The sequence below is a fragment of the Saccharothrix australiensis genome (genome assembly GCF_003634935.1).
Taxonomy (GTDB): Bacteria; Actinomycetota; Actinomycetes; order Mycobacteriales; family Pseudonocardiaceae; genus Actinosynnema; species Actinosynnema australiense.
Map to the genome: position 1 here is coordinate 6161748 of NZ_RBXO01000001.1, position 17698 is coordinate 6179445.

Genomic DNA, 17698 nt, shown 5'->3' on the forward strand with positions numbered 1-17698 from the left:
CACGTCCCGGCGCCCACCGGGGGTGCCCGGTGAACGGGGTCCTGGTCAGCGTGCTCGGCCTGGTCGCCGTCGTGGCGCTGACCATCGGCACGTTCATCGCGGTCGCCGCCGAGTTCTCCCTGACCGCGCTGGAGCGCAGCACGGTCGAGTCGCACCTCGCCACCGTCGGCGACGCGAAGGCGCGCACGGTGGACAAGGCGCACCGCTCGCTGTCGTTCCAGCTCTCCGGCGCGCAGCTGGCGATCACCTTCACCACGCTCATCACCGGCTACATCGCCGAACCGGCCATCGCCCGGCTGGTGTCGCCCGCGCTGACCGCCGTCGGCCTGCCGGAAGCGGTGGCGGCACCGGTCTCGCTGGTCGTCGCGCTGGCCCTGGCGACCGCGCTGTCGATGGTGTTCGGCGAGCTGGTGCCGAAGAACCTCGCGATCGCCAAGCCGCTGGAGACGGCGCGGGCCGTCGCGGGCGTCCAGGCCGGGTTCTCCGCCGTGTTCCGCTGGCTGATCACCGGCCTCAACGGCGCGGCGAACGGGCTGGTGCGGGGGCTGGGCGTGGAGCCGGCCGACGAGCTGGCGTCGGCGCGCTCGCCGCAGGAGCTGGGCGCGCTGATCCGCTCCAGCGCCGAGCACGGCACGATCGACCCCGGCACGGCGACGCTGCTGGACCGCTCGCTGCGGTTCGGCGACCGCACCGCCGACGAGCTGATGACGCCGCGCGTGCGGGTCGAGTCGCTGCGCGCCGACGCGACCGTGCTGGACCTGCTGGCCAAGGCGCGGGAGACGGGCTTCTCCCGGTTCCCGGTCTACCACGGCGACCTGGACGAGGTGCGCGGCATGGTGCACGTGAAGCAGGCGTTCAGCGTGCCGCGCGCGCAGCGCGCCACGACGCCGGTGTCGGCGCTGACCAGGCCGGTGCAGACGGTGCCGGAGACGCTGTCCGGCGACGCCCTGCTGGACCGGCTGCGCGCGTCGGGGCTCCAGACGGCGCTGGTGGTGGACGAGTACGGCGGCACCGCCGGCCTGGTCACGCTGGAGGACCTGGTCGAGGAGATCGTCGGCGACGTGCGCGACGAGCACGACCGCCGGGAGGGCGCGCCGGTCCGGGCGCTGGGCCGCGACAGCTGGCTGATGTCCGGCCTGCTGCGCGACGACGAGGTGTTCGAGGCGACCGGTTTCCGGATGCCGTCCGGCGACTACGAGACGCTGGCCGGCCTGGTCCTGGCGCACCTGGGCCGCATACCGGACGTGGCGGACGAGATCCGCGTCGACGGCTGGCGGATCACCGTGGTGTCGATGGACCGGCACCGGGTGGCCGAGCTGCGCGTCGAGTCGCCGACGGAGGTGGCGCGGTGATCGTCCTGGTGGTCTTCCTGCTGCTGGCGGGCAACGCGTTCTTCGTCGGCGCGGAGTTCGCGATCATCACGGCGCGCCGCGACCGGCTGGAGGCGCTGGCCGACGCGGGCAGCTCGCGGGCCAGGGTGGTGATCCGGGCGGGCCGGGAGCTGCCGCTGCTGATCGCGGGCGCGCAGCTGGGCATCACGCTGTGCTCGCTGGGGCTGGGCGCGCTGGGCGAACCGGCCGTGGCGGCGCTGCTGGAGGGCCCGTTCGGCGCGCTCGGGCTGCCGGAGGCGGTGCGGCACGGGGTGGCGTTCGCGCTGGCGCTGGTCATCGTCGTGGCGCTGCACACCGTGCTGGGCGAGATGGTGCCGAAGAACCTGGCGATCGCCGGTCCGGAGCGCACCGCGCTGTGGCTGGTGCCCGCGCACTACTGGTTCTGCCGCCTGGTCGCGCCGCTGCTGCGCGGGTTCACCGTGGTCGCGACGGCGGTGCTGCGGCTGGTGGGCGTGACGCCGCGCGAGGAGCTGGAGTCGGCGTACACGCGCGACGAGCTGGCGCTGCTGATCGCGCAGTCCCGGCAGGAGGGCCTGCTGGAGGACTCCGAGCACCGGCGGCTGGCGCAGGCGCTGTCGTCGGCGGAGCGCAGCGTGGCGGACGTGCTGGTGCCGCTGGAGCGGATCACGTCGGTGTCGGCGCGGCCGACGATGGGCGAGGTGGAGGCGGCCGTGTCGGCGACCGGCTTCTCCCGGTTCCCGGTGTCCGACGACGGCAGGCTGATCGGGTACCTGCACGTGAAGGACGTGCTGGACCTGGCGGACGCCGATCCGGCCACGCAGGTGCCGCGCGGGCGCGTCCGGGGGCTGCCGGAGGTGTCGGTGGACGCGCGGCTGGACGAGGCGGTGGCGGTGCTGCGGCGGGCGCAGAGCCACCTGGCGCGGGCGGTGTCGGCAGACGGCTCGGTGCTCGGGGTGGTGGCGCTGGAGGACCTCGTGGAGGAGTACGTCGGGACCGTCCGTGACGGCACGCACGTCCGGCGGGAGGCGTGATCGCGCCGGCGGCGTGCGACCCGACCCGGCCGTGACGCCCCGCCAGCACACCATCCGACCTGGGTTGATGCCACTACGGCCACCCTGGTGAGCCAAAGTGGCACACGATGGCACCAAACAGGTCTTGCGATGGCACCACAGCACTGCCATAGTGGTGTCATGGACCTGACGCCCTTCGTCGACAGCCTCCGCCGCGAGTTGGCCACGGCGGCCGAGGTGGTCGGCGAGGACGCCCGCGCGCTCGCCGAGCGGCTGACCGCGCAGGTCGAGTCCGCCGCCCGGCTGACGCTGCTGGAGGCGCTGTCGGCGGCGGCGGCCGAGATCACCCGCGACCTGGCGCCCGGCTCGGTCGACGTGCGGCTGCGCGGTCGCGACCCGGAGTTCGTGGTCGCGCCGCCACCCGCGGAGCCGGCGTTCCGGGGCTCGGCCGACGCGCCGCCTCCCCCGCCCCCGCCGGCGGGCGACGAGGACGGCGCCATGACGCGCATCAACCTCCGCCTCGCCGAGCACCTGAAGCAGCGGGTGGAGGAGGCCGCCACCCACGCCGGCATCTCGGTCAACGCGTGGCTCGTGCGGGCCGCGTCCGCCGCCCTGCACCAGGGCGCGCACCAGGGCACCCACAACATCGGCCAGCACTACACGGGCTGGGTCCGCTAGCCCTCCCACCAGCACGGACACCGCTAAGACCCACTACCAGGGGACAGCCATGCCCACATTCGCCACACCCACGCCCATCGCGGTCACCCTCGACCTGTCGATGGGGCACACCCGGCTCGTCGCCGGCGACCGCGCCGACACGGTGGTCGACGTGCGACCCGGCAACCCGTCCCGCGCCGGCGACGTGAAGGCCGCCGAGCAGACCCGCGTCGAGTACCGGGACGGCCACCTGCTGGTCAAGATGGCCAAGGTCCGCGGCCTGTTCAACCGGGGCGGCTCGATCGAGTTGGAGATCGCGCTGCCCGCCGGGTCCAGCGTCCGCGGCGAGACCGCGCTGGGCGGCTTCCAGTCCGTGGGCCGGTACGACGAGGTCCGGCTCAAGAGCGCCGCCGGCGACATCGAGCTGGACACCGCGAGCACGGCGCACCTGCGCACCTCGATGGGCAACCTCACCGTCACCCACACCACCGGGCACGCCGACGTGCTCACCGGGTCCGGCACCCTGACCGTCGAACGCGTCGACGGCGACGCCGAGGTCCACAACTCCAACGGCCTCATCCGGGTCGGCCGGGTCGCCGGCACCCTGCGCGCCCGGACCGCGAACGGCGACATCGAGGTCCACTCGGCGCTCGCCGACGTCACCGCGAAGACCGCGTGCGGCAGCGTGCGCGTCGACGAGGTCGTGCGCGGGACCACCGTGCTGGAGACCGCCGCCGGCCGCCTGGAGGTCGGCATCCGCGACGGCAGCGCCGCCTGGCTGGACCTGCACTCCACGGTCGGCACGGTGCGCAACACGCTGGAGTCCGCCACCGGCCCCGACGCCGCCGCGGACACCGTCGAGGTCCGCGCGCGCACCGGGATCGGCGACATCGTGGTCCGCCGGGCCACCACCACTACCGGAAGGAACGCACCATGACCAGCGCCACCACCCGGTGGGACACCCACCCGAGCCAGTCCTGGCTGCGCGGCGAGCGCCCCGCCGAACCCGTCGCGTTCGACGAGGAGAGCGGCCTGTGGAACGTCTACGGGTACGAGGAGGCGGTCGCGGTGCTCGGCGACCCCGCGACGTTCTCCTCCTCCCACGTCGGCGACCTGCTGCCGGTCCAGGTCGACGACTCGCTGCGGGAGGGCAACCTCCTGGAGATGGACCCGCCGGACCACCGCAAGCTGCGCAACCTGGTGAGCAAGGCGTTCTCCGGCAGGGTCGTCGCCGACCTGGAGCCCCGGATCGCCGCGTTGACCCACGAGCTGCTCGACGCCGTGGAGGGCGACCGGTTGGAGCTGGTCGAGGACCTGGCCTACCCGCTGCCGGTGATCGTCATCGCCGAGCTGCTCGGCCTGCCCTCCGGTGACCGGGAGCTGTTCCGCGGCTGGGTGGACACGATGTTCTCCGGCTCCGAGGACTTCTCGCTCAACGCGGACCCGGAGCAGGTGGAGGCGGAGTTCGCCGACCGGTTGGACGCGATGACGCCCATGTTCGACTACCTGCGCGAGCACGCCGTCGAACGCCGCCGGAACCCGCGCGAGGACCTGATCAGCGGCCTCGTGCGGGCGGAGGTCGACGGGCAGCGGCTCAACGACAACGAGGTGGTCAACTTCGCCACCGTGCTGCTGGTCGCCGGGCACATCACCACGACCATGCTGCTGGGCAACACCACGCTGTGCCTCGACGCGCACCCCGGTCAGCGGGCTCGGCTGCGCGCCGACCGGTCCGGCATCCCGACGGCGATCGAGGAGTCGTTGCGCTTCCTCACCCCGTTCGCGGCCCTCAGCCGGGCGACGACGAGGGACGTCGAGCTGGGCGGGCAGCGCGTCCCGGCCGACCGGATGATCATGGTGTGGTTGTCGGCCGCCAACCGCGACCCGCGGAAGTTCGCCGACGCCGACGTGTTCGACAGCACCCGCGACCCCAACCCGCACATCGGTTTCGGCCGCGGCGTCCACTTCTGCGTCGGCGCGCCGCTGGCCCGCCTGGAAGGGCGCGTCGCGCTCGACATCCTGCTCGACCGGTTCCCCGACCTGCGGGTCGACCCCGACCTGGCGCCGACGTTCATGCCGTCGCCGATCATGACGGGCCCGCGCACGCTGCACCTGCGCACCGCCTGACCTGCACCACCGAGCCGGCACCACCTCGGGCCGGCACCGGCCGCACTCTTCCGGGCCGCACTTTTCGGGCCGCACTTTTCCGGGCCACGTTTTTCCGGGCCGCGCTCTGCCGGCCGCACTTTCCCGGACGGCATTCTTCGGAAACAACTCACCCGGTCGCACCCATCCGGGAGATCACTCCTGCCCGGACATTTATCGCAGCAATTCTTCCGAGGGGACCTCCATGACCATTTCGGCCACCGGACTGCGCAAGAGATTCGGCGACCACGTCGTGCTGGACGGCATCGACCTGGACGTCGCCGAGAGCACCGTGTTCTCACTGCTCGGCCCGAACGGCGCGGGCAAGACCACCGCGGTGCAGATCCTGTCCACCCTGATCACCCCGGACGCGGGCGAGGTGCGCATCGCCGGGCACGACCTGCGGACCGACCCGGACGGCGTGCGCTCGGCGATCGGCGTGACCGGCCAGTTCTCCGCCGTGGACGGCCTGCTCACCGGCGAGGAGAACCTGCGGCTGATGGCCGACCTGCGGCACCTGCCCCGCCGGGAGGGCAGGCGGGTCACCGCCGCGCTGCTGGAGCGGTTCGACCTGGTGGACGCCGCGGGCAAGCCCGCCGCCACCTACTCGGGCGGCATGCGCCGGCGGCTGGACCTCGCGATGACGCTGGTCGGCGACCCGCGGGTGATCTTCCTGGACGAGCCGACCACCGGGCTCGACCCGCGCAGCAGGCACGACCTGTGGCAGGTGATCCGCGAACTCGTCGAGGACGACGGCGTGACGATCTTCCTCACCACGCAGTACCTGGAGGAGGCGGACCAGCTCGCCGACCGGATCGCCGTGCTGGACCACGGGCGACTGGTCGCGCAGGGCACCGCCGACGAGCTGAAGCGCCTGGTGCCGGGCGGGCACGTGAGCCTGCGCTTCACCGACGTGCGGTCCCTCGACGTGGCGGCGGGCGCGCTCCGCGCGGCGCACCGCGACGACGACGCGCTGACGTTGCAGGTGCCCGGCGACGGCGGCGTGCGGTCGCTGCGCGCCCTGCTGGACGAGCTGGACCGCGTCGCCGTCGAGCCGGACGGCCTCACCGTGCACACCCCGGACCTGGACGACGTGTTCTTCGCCCTGACCGGGCGGCCGACCCTGGAGGAGTCCGCGCGATGACCGCCGCCCACACCCTGTCGGACTCGATGACGATGCTGCGCCGCGACTTCCGGCACGCGCAGCGCTACCCGGTGATGGCCGTCAGCGGCGTGCTGATGCCGGTCTTCATGATGCTGCTGTTCGTGTACGTGTTCGGCAGCGCGATCGTCACCACCGTCGGCGGCGGCTCGTACGTCGACTACCTGGTGCCCGGCATCCTCGTCATGGGCGTCGGGGCGGGGTCGGCCGCCACGGCGGTGAACGTCAACGTCGACATGACCGAGGGCGTCATCACCCGGTTCCGCACGATGGCCATCGCCCGCGTGTCCGTGCTGACCGGGCAGGTGCTGGGCAGCGTGATCCGGACGGTGGTCAGCCTCGCGCTGGTCGTCGGGGTGGCGCTGCTCATCGGGTTCCGGCCGCGGGCGTCGTTCGGGGAGTGGCTGCTGGCGGCGGCGGTGCTGCTCATGCTGACCCTGGCGCTGACGTGGTTGGCGGTCGCGGGCGGCCTGGCGGCGAAGAAGCCCGAGGGCGCGAACGGGTTCTCGCTGCCGTTCCAGTTCCTGCCGTTCATCAGCAGCGCGTTCATCCCCACCGACTCGATGGCGCCCGGCCTGGCGTGGTTCGCCGAGCACCAGCCGTTCACGCCGGTGATCGACACGCTGCGCGGCGTCCTGACCGGCACGCCGGTCGGGAACAGCGCCTGGTTCGCCGTCGGGTGGTGCCTGCTGGGGACGCTGGTCGGCTACGCGCTGGCGCGGAAGCTGTACAACCGCGACCCGACGCGCTGACCGGCACCCGGCCGGGTCGGACCGGGGCGTCGGGGCGGGGTCCGGGTCGAGGGGGTCCGGGCCGGGGGACCCGTCGCGGTCCGACAGGGGGAAGGCCGGAACGGGCCAGGGGGACCGTTCCGGCAGGGGAACGGACCGGGTGCGTCCACTGTGGACGCACCCGGTCCGTCGACCTGGCCCGTCGGCGGGAGGTGGGCCGGGCTACCGTGTCCCCCGTGGACGAGACTGGCGGCGAAGAGGACGACTTCGACCCCGAGGACGACGACTTCGCGGAGGACGAGTACCGCGCGGGCGACTTCGAGGACGGCGACTTCGAGGACGAGGAAGAGGACGAGGACGACCTGTTCGGGGTGACCTCGGAGCCGCGCACCATCTGCCACCTGTGCGGCGGCGCGGGTTTCGTGGCGCACCCCACGTCGGCGGTCATCGGCGGCGTGCCGCGCAGCGTCGACAACGGGCGGGAGTGCCCGCACTGCCGCGGGGCGCGGAAGTTCCCCGGCCTGGTCCCGCCGCTCTGAGCACCGGGCCACGGTCGCGAACGCGCCCCTCCCGAGCGCGGCCTCACGGCTGCGGTGCCGGGCACGGGGCCGCACAGCCGCCGCCGCACCCGGCACCGCCTCACGTGCACCACCGCACCCGGCACCGCCTCACGTGCACCACCGCACCCGGCACCGCCTCACGTGCGCGGCCTCACCCGCACCGCCTCACGTGCGCGCGCTCGCGGTCCCCTCCGGTTCGACCGCGTCCGCCGCCTCGGCCGCCGCGAACGCCTCCGGCGACAGCCGGAGCCACGCCACCACCAGCGCGACGGCCTGCACCGCCGCGCCCATGACGTACACCGCGCGCAGCCCGAACCCGTCCGCCACCAGGCCGCCGGCCAGCGCGCCGAGCGGCGTCAGGCCCCACGCCAGGGCGCGGTGGCTGGTCAGCACGCGGCCCAGCAGTCCGGTGGGCGTGAACCGCTGCCGGCTGGACTGCGAGCACACGTTCCACACCATGATGATCGCGGACTCCAGGAACAGCACCAGCCCGACCGCCACCGCCCACGGCGGCATCACCGCGATGAGCGCGTGGGCGACCACCATGCCGACCTGGGCGAGCCGCATCGACCACGCGTAGCCCAGCCGTCGCACGACCCGGTGCACCACGAACGACGCCGCGACCCAGCCGACGGACATGCACGCCAGCAGCACGCCGTAGCCGGTGGGGCCGAGGTGCAGGACCTCGTGCGCGTACAGCACGAACATCGCGATCTGGGCGCTCGCCGCGAACGACCCGAGCGCCACCGCGACCGTGATCGACCGCAGCAGCGGCGTGCCGACCAGGAACCGGAGCCCGTCGCCGATGTCGCGCAGCGGGTGTTGGCCCGACGGCGTGACCGGCCGCTCCGGGATGCCCCGGCTCAGCAGCAGCGCCGCCAGCGCCGCCACCAGGGCCGGCCACAGCGGCAGGCCGAACCCGAACGCGACGAGGTAGCCCGCGACGGGCGGCACCACGAACCGCACCACGCCCTGGTCGAGGAGGATCAGCCGGGTGTTCGCGGCGGCGAGCGCCGACGGCGGCACCACGTCCGGCACCAGCGCGCCGCTCGCGCCGTCGCCCAGCACCTGCGCGGACGTGACGACGAACGCCACCACCAGCAGCAGCGGCAGGCTGAGGGCGCCGGACGCGGCGGCCACGGCCAGCGCCAGCGCGGCGCACGCCTGCACGGCGTAGGCCAGCCCGAGCACGGCCGTCCGGCGCACCCGGTCGATCAGCACACCCGCGAACAACGAGCACAGCAGCCAGGGCGCTTGGCCCACGACCTGCACCAACGACACCTCGGTCGGGTCCGTCGTGATCGACACCGCCACGAGCGGCAGCACCGTCAGCAACACCCCCTCCGCGATCGACCCGGACACCGCCACGGCCTGGAGCCGAACCCACCCCTTGGTCATGCCGTCAACCATGCCAACCCCGTTGCCGGGCGCGAACGTTTTAAAAGTGGCATGAAGCGTGCCCTCCGGTTCGCCGTCCCACCCGGCGGCCCAGGTCGACGGGCTCCGGGTTCGGGCCGGGGCGTCGTGAGCCGTCCGCGCCGACCGCTGGTGGGGACACCCGTCCGCCGCGTCCGGGCCGGGAAGTACCGTGGAGGGGTGCGTGTCCTGCCCGAAGCCGAGTGGACCGCGCGCCGGGACGCGCACCGGGCCCGCGTCCGCGCGTGGACGGTCCCCCACCAGGAGCGCAAGGCGCGCGGCGAGAAGCACCCGGTGCTGGACTTCCTGTTCAGCTACTACTCTCACCGCCCCTCCCGGCTGGAGCGCTGGCACCCCGGACCGGGCGTCGTGCTCGCGGGCAAAGCCGCCGAGGAGTACCTGCGCCGGCCCGCCTACCGGCGGACCGACGAGGGCGTGACGCTCGACGTCGAGGCGTTCGCCCGTGACCGCGCCGCCACGATCGGGTTCGTCCACGACCTGCTCACCGCCACCGCCGCGCGCCCGCCCCGGCTCGGCTGCTTCGGCCTGCACGAGTGGGCGATGGTCTACCGGTCCGACCGGGTCCGGCACGAGGCGTGGCCGTTGCGGCTGGGCGGCGCGGGCACCGACGCGGTGGTGGAGGCCAACAGGATCCAGTGCAGCCACTTCGACGCGTTCCGGTTCTTCACCCCGGAGGCGCGCCCGCGCAACGCGGTACAGCCCACGCGGGCGACGCAGGTGGCCCTGGAGCAGCCCGGCTGCCTGCACGTCTCGATGGATCTGTTCAAGTGGTGCTACAAGCTCGACCCGGCGACGCCGTCGGACCTCATGGCGGACTGCTTCCAGCTCGCGCTGGAGGTCCGCGAGCTGGACATGCAGGCCAGCCCCTACGACCTGCGCGCGCTCGGTTACCGACCGGTGCCGATCGAGACCGCTGAGGGGCGCGGCGAGTACATTCGACGGCAGAGCGCGTTCGCCGAGGCCGCCGCGCCGCTGCGCGCGGCGCTGATCGACCTCACGCGGACTTTCCTGCCGCCCCCGGTCGCCGTCGGATAGGTGGTCTTCGCGGACGCGGGCAATCCCCCGGTGGAACGGTGCGGCGGTGCGGCCGGTCGGCCGGCGGCTCGGGTGACGACAGTGACCTGCGAGTAATGCTCCGTCACTTCACCCGTGCGAGCCCATGTCGCCTGTTAGCGTGACGCCGGTCGGGATTCGCCAGCAGTAGTCGGACGCTGAGAGGGAAGACGATGTCTCGACACCGCGCGCTGCGCACGAAGGTCCGGCGCGGAATCGCCAAGTGGCCGGTCGCGATCGTCGGTGTGGTCGCCCTCCTGGTCCTGGGCTACCTCGCGTGGACGTGGGTGGGTGGCATCCTCGAACGACGCGCGGCCGCCCAAGCGGGCGATTGCCGTTCGGGCGAAGCCCTGTTGCGGGTGGCCGCCACGCCCAGCGTCGCCGAGGCCGTGCGCGAGGTCGCCGAGGAGTGGAGCGCGCAGCGCCCGGTCGTCTACGACCACTGCATCCGGGTCGAGGTGCAGTCCATCGACTCCGAGGAGGTGCTCGGCGGCCTGACCCAGGGCTGGGACGAGGCCAAGCTCGGCGAGCAGCCCCACGCCTGGGTGACCGACTCCACGCTGTGGGCGAACCGGCTCGGTGCGCGGAACCGGGCGCTGCTGGGCGCGCAGCCGGTGTCCATCGCGGCGAGCCCCGTGCTGCTGGCGCTGCCGCAGGAGGCCGCGCAGGCGGTGCAGGCGGGCGCCGGGTTCCGGTGGACGGACCTGCCCGAGGTGACGTCGGCGGCGGGCGGCTGGCAGCGGTTCGGCAAGCCGGGCTGGGGCGACTTCAAGGTGGCCATGCCCGATCCCGCCACGAACGCCGCGACCGCGATGGCGGTCCAGTCCGCGCTGGCCGGCTCCAGCCCGGACGGCAAGGGGCCGGTGACGGCCGACATGCTGGCGCTGGACCCGGTCAAGTCGACCCTGAGCCGCCTCACCGCGTCCAAGCCCGCGCGGACGCCGGCGACGACGTGGGAGGCGCTGTCGCTGCTGACCGCCCAGCCGGCCGTGAACGGGCCGGGTTTCAGCGCCGTGCCGGTGTTCGAGGTCGACCTGTACCGGCACAACACCGGCAAGGACAGCGGCACGCCGCCCGCGCAGCCGCTGTACGGGGTGGCCGCCGGGGGCCCGTCGCCGGTCGCGGACTTCCCCTACGTGCCGCTCGCGGGCGACTGGGTCGGCGAGGCGCAGGTGCGCGCGTCGCAGGAGTTCCGGGAGTTCCTGCTGGAGGCCGAGCAGCAGAAGATCCTCGCGGGCGCGGGCCTGCGGGTCGACGCGACCACCGAGCGGCCCAAGCCGTCGCCGGGCATCCGCTGGGCCACCATGACCGACAAGCTGGTGCCCGCCGACGCGAACACCGCGCAGCAGATCTCCGCCGCGTGGGCGACCGCCGACGACGGCCAGGTGGTGACCGTGCTGGTGGACTCGTCCAAGTCGATGGAGGAGCCCGGCGGCGACGGCCGGTCGCGCATGACGTGGGTGAAGGAGGCGCTGTCCGGCCAGGTCAACCGGTCGGTGTCGGGCTCGCTGGGGCTGTGGGAGTTCTCCCGCTCGCTGGACGGCGAGAAGCCGTACCGGCAGCTCGTGCCCACCGGGCCGGTCGTCGGGCAGAAGCAGCAGCTGCTGGACGGCGTGGCCACCCTGCGCCCGCAGAGCGCGACCCAGCTGTACACGAGCCTGGTGGCGCTCTACTCCAGGACGCTGGAGAACTACCAGGAGGGCAAGCGGAACCGGATCATCGTGCTCACCGACGGCGCCAACGACGGCGGGCTGACGTTCGAGCAGCTCAAGGCGGAGCTGGCGCGGTTGAAGCAGGACGGGCGGGACGTCCCGATCAGCGTGCTGGCCATCGGGCCCGACCCGGAGCGGCAGCGGCTCGCGGAGATCACCCGGTCGACCGGCGGCACGCTGTCGGTGGTGGACGACGGGCGCGGGGTGGACGCGGCGCTGGCGCAGCTGCTGTCGTCGTAGCGGTAACGCGCAGCGCCCCGCTCCGCGCGCCCGCACCGGTGGGCCACCCCGACGACCTGCTCCAGCGCGCCACCCCGGCGGCCCGCTCCGGTGCGCCGCTCGAACAGGCCCCGCGCCGGTCAGCGCCGCAGCCTCGGGTCGTGCGACGGGTCGGCGTACATGGGCGGGCAGCCGTGCTCGACGGCTTCGGGGCGCAGTTCGAAGTGCCACGGTTCGTTGCGGTAGATCTGGCACAGCCCGTACCTGGCGCCGTGTTCGGACAACCACGCCTTCGCCGCGGAGTGCCCGATGTCGACCGCGTTCCCCGACACGTGGGCCGACGTGTCGGGGGTGGCCACCCACCGCGCCGCCTCTTCCGCCGAACCGTATTTCGAGATGGCTTCACGGTAAAGCTTGTTCTGGTAGGCCGGGGACCGCTTGCCGCTGTTGACGTAGAACACGACGCCGTCGCGGGCCGCGTCCGCCGCCGCCGCGCGCAGTGCCCGGAGCAGGTCGGGGGCGAGGCCGGACACGCCCGGATACCCGTCGTCGAACACGGTCACGCCGACCGGAAGGGCGCCGTCGGCCGCGCCGTGGGTACTCTCGTGATCACCGTGCCGGGCGTCGCCGGGTGACGCCGTCCGTGCTGGTTCGCGATAAGGCATGCCTCCAGTGCAGGAAACGCGCTGTTGCCGGCCCGTATCCGGTTTTCGATATGTCGACGATATGCGCCGGTTCGTAGCATCGGCACCATGCGCGTGCTGGTAGTCGAGGACGAGCCTTACCTGGCGGAGGCGATCCGTGACGGGCTGCGCCTGGCGGCGATCGCCGCCGACATCGCCGGCGACGGCGACACCGCCCTGGAGCTGCTGCACGTCAACACCTACGACATCGCCGTCCTCGACCGCGACATCCCCGGACCGTCCGGTGACGAGGTGGCCGAGCGCATCGTCGCCTCGGGCAGCGGCATGCCGATCCTGATGCTGACCGCCGCGGACCGGCTCGACGACAAGGCCACCGGGTTCGAGCTGGGTGCCGACGACTACCTCACCAAGCCGTTCGAGCTGCGGGAGCTGGTGCTCCGCCTCCGGGCCCTGGACCGCAGGCGCGCCTACAGCCGGCCGCCCGTGCGGGAGATCGCGGGCCTGCGGCTCGACCCCTTCCGCCGCGAGGTGTACCGCGACGGCCGGTACGTCGCGCTGACCCGGAAGCAGTTCGCCGTGCTGGAGGTCCTCGTCGCCGCCGAGGGCGGGGTGATCAGCGCCGAGGAGCTGCTGGAACGGGCGTGGGACGAGAACGCGGACCCGTTCACCAACGCCGTGCGCATCACCGTCTCCGCCCTGCGGAAACGACTCGGCGAGCCCTGGCTCATCGCCACGGTGCCCGGCGTCGGCTACCGCATCGACACCGGCCCCGCCTCCCAGTCCGACAGCGCACCCGCCACCAAGCCCACCTCCCGACCCGACACCGACACCGACACCGCACCCGACACCGGGCCGGGCACAGGCCCCGTCACCGGACCCGCCGCTCGGCCAGCACCCGCCCCCGCGCCCGCCTCCACCCGCGGCACCGGGCACGGGAGCGGCGACCGTGGGTAGGGCGCCCGGATTGAGCGTCCGCCTCAAGCTCACCTTCAGCTACGCCGGGTTCCTCATGCTGGCCAGCGTCCTGCTGCTCGCGGTGGTGCTGGTGTTCCTGCTGCGGTACGTGCCCGACAGCCCGGTGCGGCCCCCCGGCGCACGGCTGGACCTCCCCGGCCCCGACCGGACCGACCTGTGGCGCGCGTTCGCGCCGAAGGCGGGCGCGGCGCTGGTGTTCCTGCTGGTGTTCGGCCTGGTGGGCGGGTGGCTGCTGGCCGGCCGGATGCTCGCGCCCCTGACCCGCATCACCGACGCCACCCGCAGGGCCGCGGCCGGGTCGCTGTCCCACCGGATCGGGCTGCCGGGCCGCGCGGACGAGTTCCGCGAGCTGGCCGACAGCTTCGACGCCATGCTGGCGCGGCTCGAAGCGCACGTCGCCGAGCAGCGGCGGTTCGCGGCGAACGCCTCCCACGAGCTGCGCACCCCGCTGGCGACCACCCGGACCCTGCTCGACGTCGCCCGCGACGACCCGGACCGCGACAGCGGCGAACTGGTCGAACGCCTCCGCGCCGTCAACGCCAGGGCGATCGAGCTGACCGAGGCGCTGCTCCTGCTCAGCCGCACCGACCAGCGGTCGTTCACCCCGGAGCGCGTCGACCTGTCGCTCATCGCGGAGGAGGCCGCCGAAACGCTCCTGCCCCTCGCGGAGGAGCGCGGCGTCGCCATCGGGACGTCCGGCGACGTCGCCACCGCCGTCGGCTCGCCCGCGCTGCTGCTCCAGATGGTCACCAACCTGCTGCACAACGCGATCGTCCACAACCTGCCCGAGCACGGCACCGTGCGGGTCGACACCGCCGCCGGTCCCCGGTCGGTCGTGCTCACCGTCGAGAACACCGGCGCCCGGCTCGCCCCGCGACTGGTGCCGACCCTCACCGAGCCGTTCCAGCGCGGCGCCGCGCGCGTGCGCGGCGACCACGCCGGGGTCGGCCTCGGCCTGGCGATCGTCGCGAGCATCGCCAGGGCGCACGACGGAGCCCTCACCCTCACCCCTCGGGACGGCGGGGGGCTCCGCGTCACCGTGCGGCTGCCCGCCGCGCCGCCGTGCCCGGCGGGTGGCGGTCACCGGTCCGGCCACGTGATGGGGAAGTCGAAGTAGGTGTCCGGGTACGGCTCGTCGTCCAGCGTGTAGTGCCACCACTCGTAGTCGTAGGAGCGGAAACCGCAGTCCGCCATGACGGCGCGGAGCAGTCGCCGGTTGTCCGCCGCGACGCCCGTGACCCCCGGCGCGTCGTGGTGCGACACCGGGTCCATCAGGTCGTGGTCGCCGCCCATGTCCGCGAGTTCACCGGTCGCCAGGTGGTAGAGCGTCAGGTCGACCGTGCCGCCCCGGCTGTGCCCCGACCGGGCGGCCACGTACCCCTTCTCGAACATCTCGGCCCGGTCGATGTTCGGGTAGTGCCGCGACTTCGTCCGCCCGTCCTCCGGCTGCGCGGACCAGCGCAGGAAGCAGTCGACGGCGCGCTGCGGGCGGTACCCGTCCCACAACAGCAGGCCGAAGCCGTGCGACCCGGCCTTGTCCCGCGCCCTCTCCAGGGCCGCGCACAGGGCCCTGGTGCCGACGATCCGGTTGACCAGGTACCCGTCCACGGGTTTGCCGGTGAAGTTGTCCCAGGTGGCGTACTTGGCGTCCCAGCGGACGCCGGGCACCAGCTCGTCGACGAAGGCGAAGTCGGCGTTCACCGGCCCTGCCCGGCCAACGTCGACGAGATCACCCGGTCGAGCACGTCGGCCAGCGACAGCCCGGCGGCGGCCATCATGCGCGGGTAGCGGCTGTAGGAGGTGAGGCCGGGCAGGGTGTTGACCTCGTTGAGCACCACGCGGCCGTCCTCGGTGAGGAACAGGTCCACCCGCGACAGCCCCCGGCAGCCCAGCGCCCGGTACAGGGTCTTCGCGGTCTCCCGCACCAGCTCGCGGGACCGCTCCGGGATGTCCGCGGGGACGATCACCGTGGAGTTCTCGGAACCGCTCTCGGGCGCGTCCTCCTGGTGGATCTTGAAGAAGCCGTGGGACAGCGCGATGCGGTCCACCTCGCCCACCACCGGGTCCGCGCCGTCGCCCAGCACGGCGCAGCCGACCTCGCCGCCGACGACCGCCTGCTCGATCAGCACCTTCGAGTCGTACCGCCGCGCGGTCTCCACCGCGGCGGGCAGCTCTTCCGCGCGGGACACCTTGCTCACGCCGAACGACGACCCCGAGCGGGCCGGTTTCACGAAGACCGGGTAGGTCAGCCCGTCGGCGTCGACGGGCTCGTCCGCCGCGACCGTCCGGAAGTCCGGCGTGGCGATGCCCGCGCCCCGCGCGACGAGGTAGGTGAGGGACTTGTCGATGCACAGGGCTGAACTCGGGACGTCGCAGCCCGCGTAGGGGATGCCGGACAGCTCCAGCAGCCCCTGCGTCGCGCCGTCCTCGCCGAACCGGCCGTGCAGGACGGGCAGCACGAGGTCCAGCGCGATCGTCGCGTACCGGCCGCGCTCCAGCACGAGCAGCCCGCGCGTGGTGCTGTCCGGTGACAGCACCACCGGGCGGCGGTGGCCGTTCTCCCAGTCGTCGTCGGGTCCGTCGCACAGCCGCCAGGCGCCGTCGCGCGTGATGCCGACGTAGAACGGCTCGTACTTCCCGGTGTCGAGGTGCTTGGCGACCTCACGCGCGGATTTGACGGAGATCGGGTGCTCTTCACCGCGACCACCGAACAGGACGGCGATCTTCAGCCTAGCCACGCTGGTTCCCGCTTTCGAATCTCAGGCAGTTGACGATGGAGTTGTGGACGGCGTCGCGCAGGGCGTGGTCCGTGTAGTAGGCCGTGTGCGGGCTGATCACCACGTTCGGCAGCCGGTGCAGCCGCGACAGCGGTCCGTCGGGGATGGGTTCGTGGCGGCGGTCGGCGTAGAAGACCCCTTCCTCGCCTTCGACGACGTCCAACGCCGCGCCGCCCAGGTGGCCGTCCTCCAGCGCCGCCGCGAGGGCCTCGGTGTCCACCAGCGGCCCGCGCCCGGTGTTGACGACGACCGCGCCCGGTTTCATCCGCTCGATGCGCCCGCGGTCCAGCAGGTGGTGGGTGTCCGCGTCGAGCGGGGTGTGGAGGGTGACGACGTCGCTCCGCCGCAGCAACGCGTCGAGCGGGACGTAGTCGGCCGCCGCCCGCGGCCGGGTGTCGTGGGCGAGGGTGCGGCAGCCGAAGCCACGCAGCCGGTCCAGGACCGCCGTGCCGATGCGACCCGTGCCGACGACCCCGACGGTCAGGTCGCGCAGTTCCCTCCCGCGCGCGTCGGTGAGCCGGTAGTCGTGGACCGCGGTGCGGAGGATGACGGTCTTCGCGTTGCGCACCGCCATCAGCATCAGCATCAGCGTGTAGTCGGCGACGCTGTCGGGCGAGTAGGCGACGTTCTCCACGAGCACGCCGATGCTCTTCGCGTACGCCACGTCGACGTGGTTGTAGCCGATGCTCCGCGTCGAGACGTACTCCACGCCGGCCCGGCGGAGCGCGCGGAGCGCGGCGTCGGTGATCCGGGTCTTGTGCCCCACGCTGACGCAGCGGTTGCCGAAGGCCAACCCGGCGTTGTCCTCGGACACCGCGGCCTCGGTGACGGTGGGCACCACGCCGAGGCGGGGCCCCAACTCCCGGAACAGCTCAGCTTCGTCCGGCCCGCACCCGTAGACCGTGATCCCCGTGGCCGGGGAGGCCGCCGGCGACCGGTCGCGGCGAGCCGCCGTCGTTGCTGGTTCGCGGTCGGTCATGCCGCCAGTCAAACCACCGCGACGTTGCCGTCACGTATCCCTTTCCCGATACGCAGACAATATACTACCCACCAGTAACATCCAGCACCCCAACCACCCTCCCCTCCCCGCAGCCCCCGCACGCGAGCCGCCGACTTCAGGCAGCCGAGCCGCCCGACGGAATCGGGCCATCCAACACCGCGAGGCCGCGTCGGTGGTTCGCGGCGCGGGTTTCGCCGATCACGCTTTTCGATCGGCGCAACCCGCCCCGCGAGCCACCGACTCAACGGCGGCCGAGCCGCCCGA

At 73.3% G+C, this 17698-nt stretch carries 16 protein-coding genes and 1 pseudogene; 12 read left to right on the plus strand and 5 right to left on the minus strand.

Annotated features, from left to right (window positions below; genetic code table 11):
• The first annotated feature begins 29 nt into the window (after positions 1–29).
• The 8 genes from C8E97_RS25995 (at position 30) to C8E97_RS26030 (ending at position 7596) form a co-directional block, all read left to right on the plus strand.
• Positions 30–1352, plus strand: coding sequence for a hemolysin family protein (locus tag C8E97_RS25995; RefSeq protein ID WP_121008071.1), 1323 nt, complete (start codon positions 30–32; stop codon positions 1350–1352).
• Positions 1349–2383: a hemolysin family protein gene (locus C8E97_RS26000; protein ID WP_121008072.1), complete on the plus strand. Its 1035-nt coding sequence runs from the start codon at positions 1349–1351 to the stop codon at positions 2381–2383. The genes C8E97_RS25995 and C8E97_RS26000 overlap by 4 nt, the downstream gene beginning before the upstream one ends.
• A gap of 159 nt (positions 2384–2542) precedes the next feature.
• Positions 2543–3040 carry a toxin-antitoxin system HicB family antitoxin gene (locus C8E97_RS26005; protein WP_121008073.1) on the plus strand — a complete coding sequence of 166 codons (498 nt, stop codon included), beginning with the start codon at positions 2543–2545 and terminating at the stop codon, positions 3038–3040.
• Positions 3041–3089: 49 nt separating this feature from the next.
• Positions 3090–3956, plus strand: coding sequence for a DUF4097 family beta strand repeat-containing protein (locus C8E97_RS26010; RefSeq protein ID WP_121008074.1), 867 nt, complete (start codon positions 3090–3092; stop codon positions 3954–3956).
• Positions 3953–5146: a cytochrome P450 gene (locus tag C8E97_RS26015; protein ID WP_121008075.1), complete on the plus strand. Its 1194-nt coding sequence runs from the start codon at positions 3953–3955 to the stop codon at positions 5144–5146. Before C8E97_RS26010 ends, C8E97_RS26015 begins: the two co-directional genes overlap by 4 nt.
• 223 nt (positions 5147–5369) lie before the next feature.
• On the plus strand, positions 5370–6308 hold the full coding sequence (locus tag C8E97_RS26020) for an ATP-binding cassette domain-containing protein (RefSeq protein WP_121008076.1): 939 nt from the start codon (positions 5370–5372) through the stop codon (positions 6306–6308).
• Positions 6305–7078 carry an ABC transporter permease gene (locus C8E97_RS26025; RefSeq protein WP_121008077.1) on the plus strand — a complete coding sequence of 258 codons (774 nt, stop codon included), beginning with the start codon at positions 6305–6307 and terminating at the stop codon, positions 7076–7078. The genes C8E97_RS26020 and C8E97_RS26025 overlap by 4 nt, the downstream gene beginning before the upstream one ends.
• A gap of 215 nt (positions 7079–7293) precedes the next feature.
• Positions 7294–7596, plus strand: coding sequence for a hypothetical protein (locus tag C8E97_RS26030; protein ID WP_121008078.1), 303 nt, complete (start codon positions 7294–7296; stop codon positions 7594–7596).
• A 186-nt stretch (positions 7597–7782) separates the two neighbouring features.
• On the opposite strand, the gene C8E97_RS26035 is transcribed toward C8E97_RS26030, so the two are convergent.
• Positions 7783–9015, minus strand: a complete 1233-nt coding sequence (locus C8E97_RS26035; RefSeq protein ID WP_121008079.1) for an MFS transporter — start codon at positions 9013–9015, stop codon at positions 7783–7785.
• A 198-nt stretch (positions 9016–9213) separates the two neighbouring features.
• Between C8E97_RS26035 and C8E97_RS26040 the strand changes: the two genes are divergently transcribed.
• Both C8E97_RS26040 and C8E97_RS26045 read left to right on the plus strand, forming a co-directional pair.
• The gene (locus tag C8E97_RS26040) at positions 9214–10089 is read left to right on the plus strand and encodes a 3-methyladenine DNA glycosylase (RefSeq protein ID WP_121008080.1); all 876 of its coding nucleotides are present in this window, start codon (positions 9214–9216) and stop codon (positions 10087–10089) included.
• Between the two features lie 191 nt (positions 10090–10280).
• Entirely contained in the window at positions 10281–12059 is a 1779-nt protein-coding gene (locus tag C8E97_RS26045; RefSeq protein WP_121008081.1) for a substrate-binding domain-containing protein, read from the plus strand.
• A 119-nt stretch (positions 12060–12178) separates the two neighbouring features.
• Here C8E97_RS26045 and C8E97_RS26050 read toward each other — a convergent pair whose 3' ends face one another.
• Positions 12179–12601, minus strand: a complete 423-nt coding sequence (locus C8E97_RS26050; RefSeq protein WP_246019169.1) for a M15 family metallopeptidase — start codon at positions 12599–12601, stop codon at positions 12179–12181.
• 189 nt (positions 12602–12790) lie between these two features.
• Between C8E97_RS26050 and C8E97_RS26055 the strand changes: the two are divergent.
• Both C8E97_RS26055 and C8E97_RS26060 read left to right on the plus strand, forming a co-directional pair.
• Positions 12791–13462: pseudogene (locus C8E97_RS26055) on the plus strand (response regulator transcription factor); the annotation flags it as partial.
• Between the two features lie 184 nt (positions 13463–13646).
• On the plus strand, positions 13647–14774 hold the full coding sequence (locus C8E97_RS26060) for a sensor histidine kinase (RefSeq protein ID WP_281275466.1): 1128 nt from the start codon (positions 13647–13649) through the stop codon (positions 14772–14774).
• Here the strand turns inward: C8E97_RS26060 and vanX are convergent.
• Genes vanX through C8E97_RS26075 form a run of 3 tightly spaced genes read right to left on the minus strand, consistent with a single transcriptional unit; the run spans position 14738 to position 17413 of the window.
• On the minus strand, positions 14738–15358 hold the full coding sequence (vanX, locus tag C8E97_RS26065; RefSeq protein WP_121008084.1) for a D-Ala-D-Ala dipeptidase VanX: 621 nt from the start codon (positions 15356–15358) through the stop codon (positions 14738–14740). The genes C8E97_RS26060 and vanX overlap by 37 nt on opposite strands.
• Entirely contained in the window at positions 15355–16395 is a 1041-nt protein-coding gene (vanA, locus tag C8E97_RS26070; RefSeq protein ID WP_121008085.1) for a D-alanine--(R)-lactate ligase, read from the minus strand. The genes vanX and vanA overlap by 4 nt, the downstream gene beginning before the upstream one ends.
• The gene (locus C8E97_RS26075) at positions 16388–17413 is read right to left on the minus strand and encodes a D-isomer specific 2-hydroxyacid dehydrogenase family protein (RefSeq protein WP_121008086.1); all 1026 of its coding nucleotides are present in this window, start codon (positions 17411–17413) and stop codon (positions 16388–16390) included. Before C8E97_RS26075 ends, vanA begins: the two co-directional genes overlap by 8 nt.
• Positions 17414–17698: the final 285 nt, after the last annotated feature.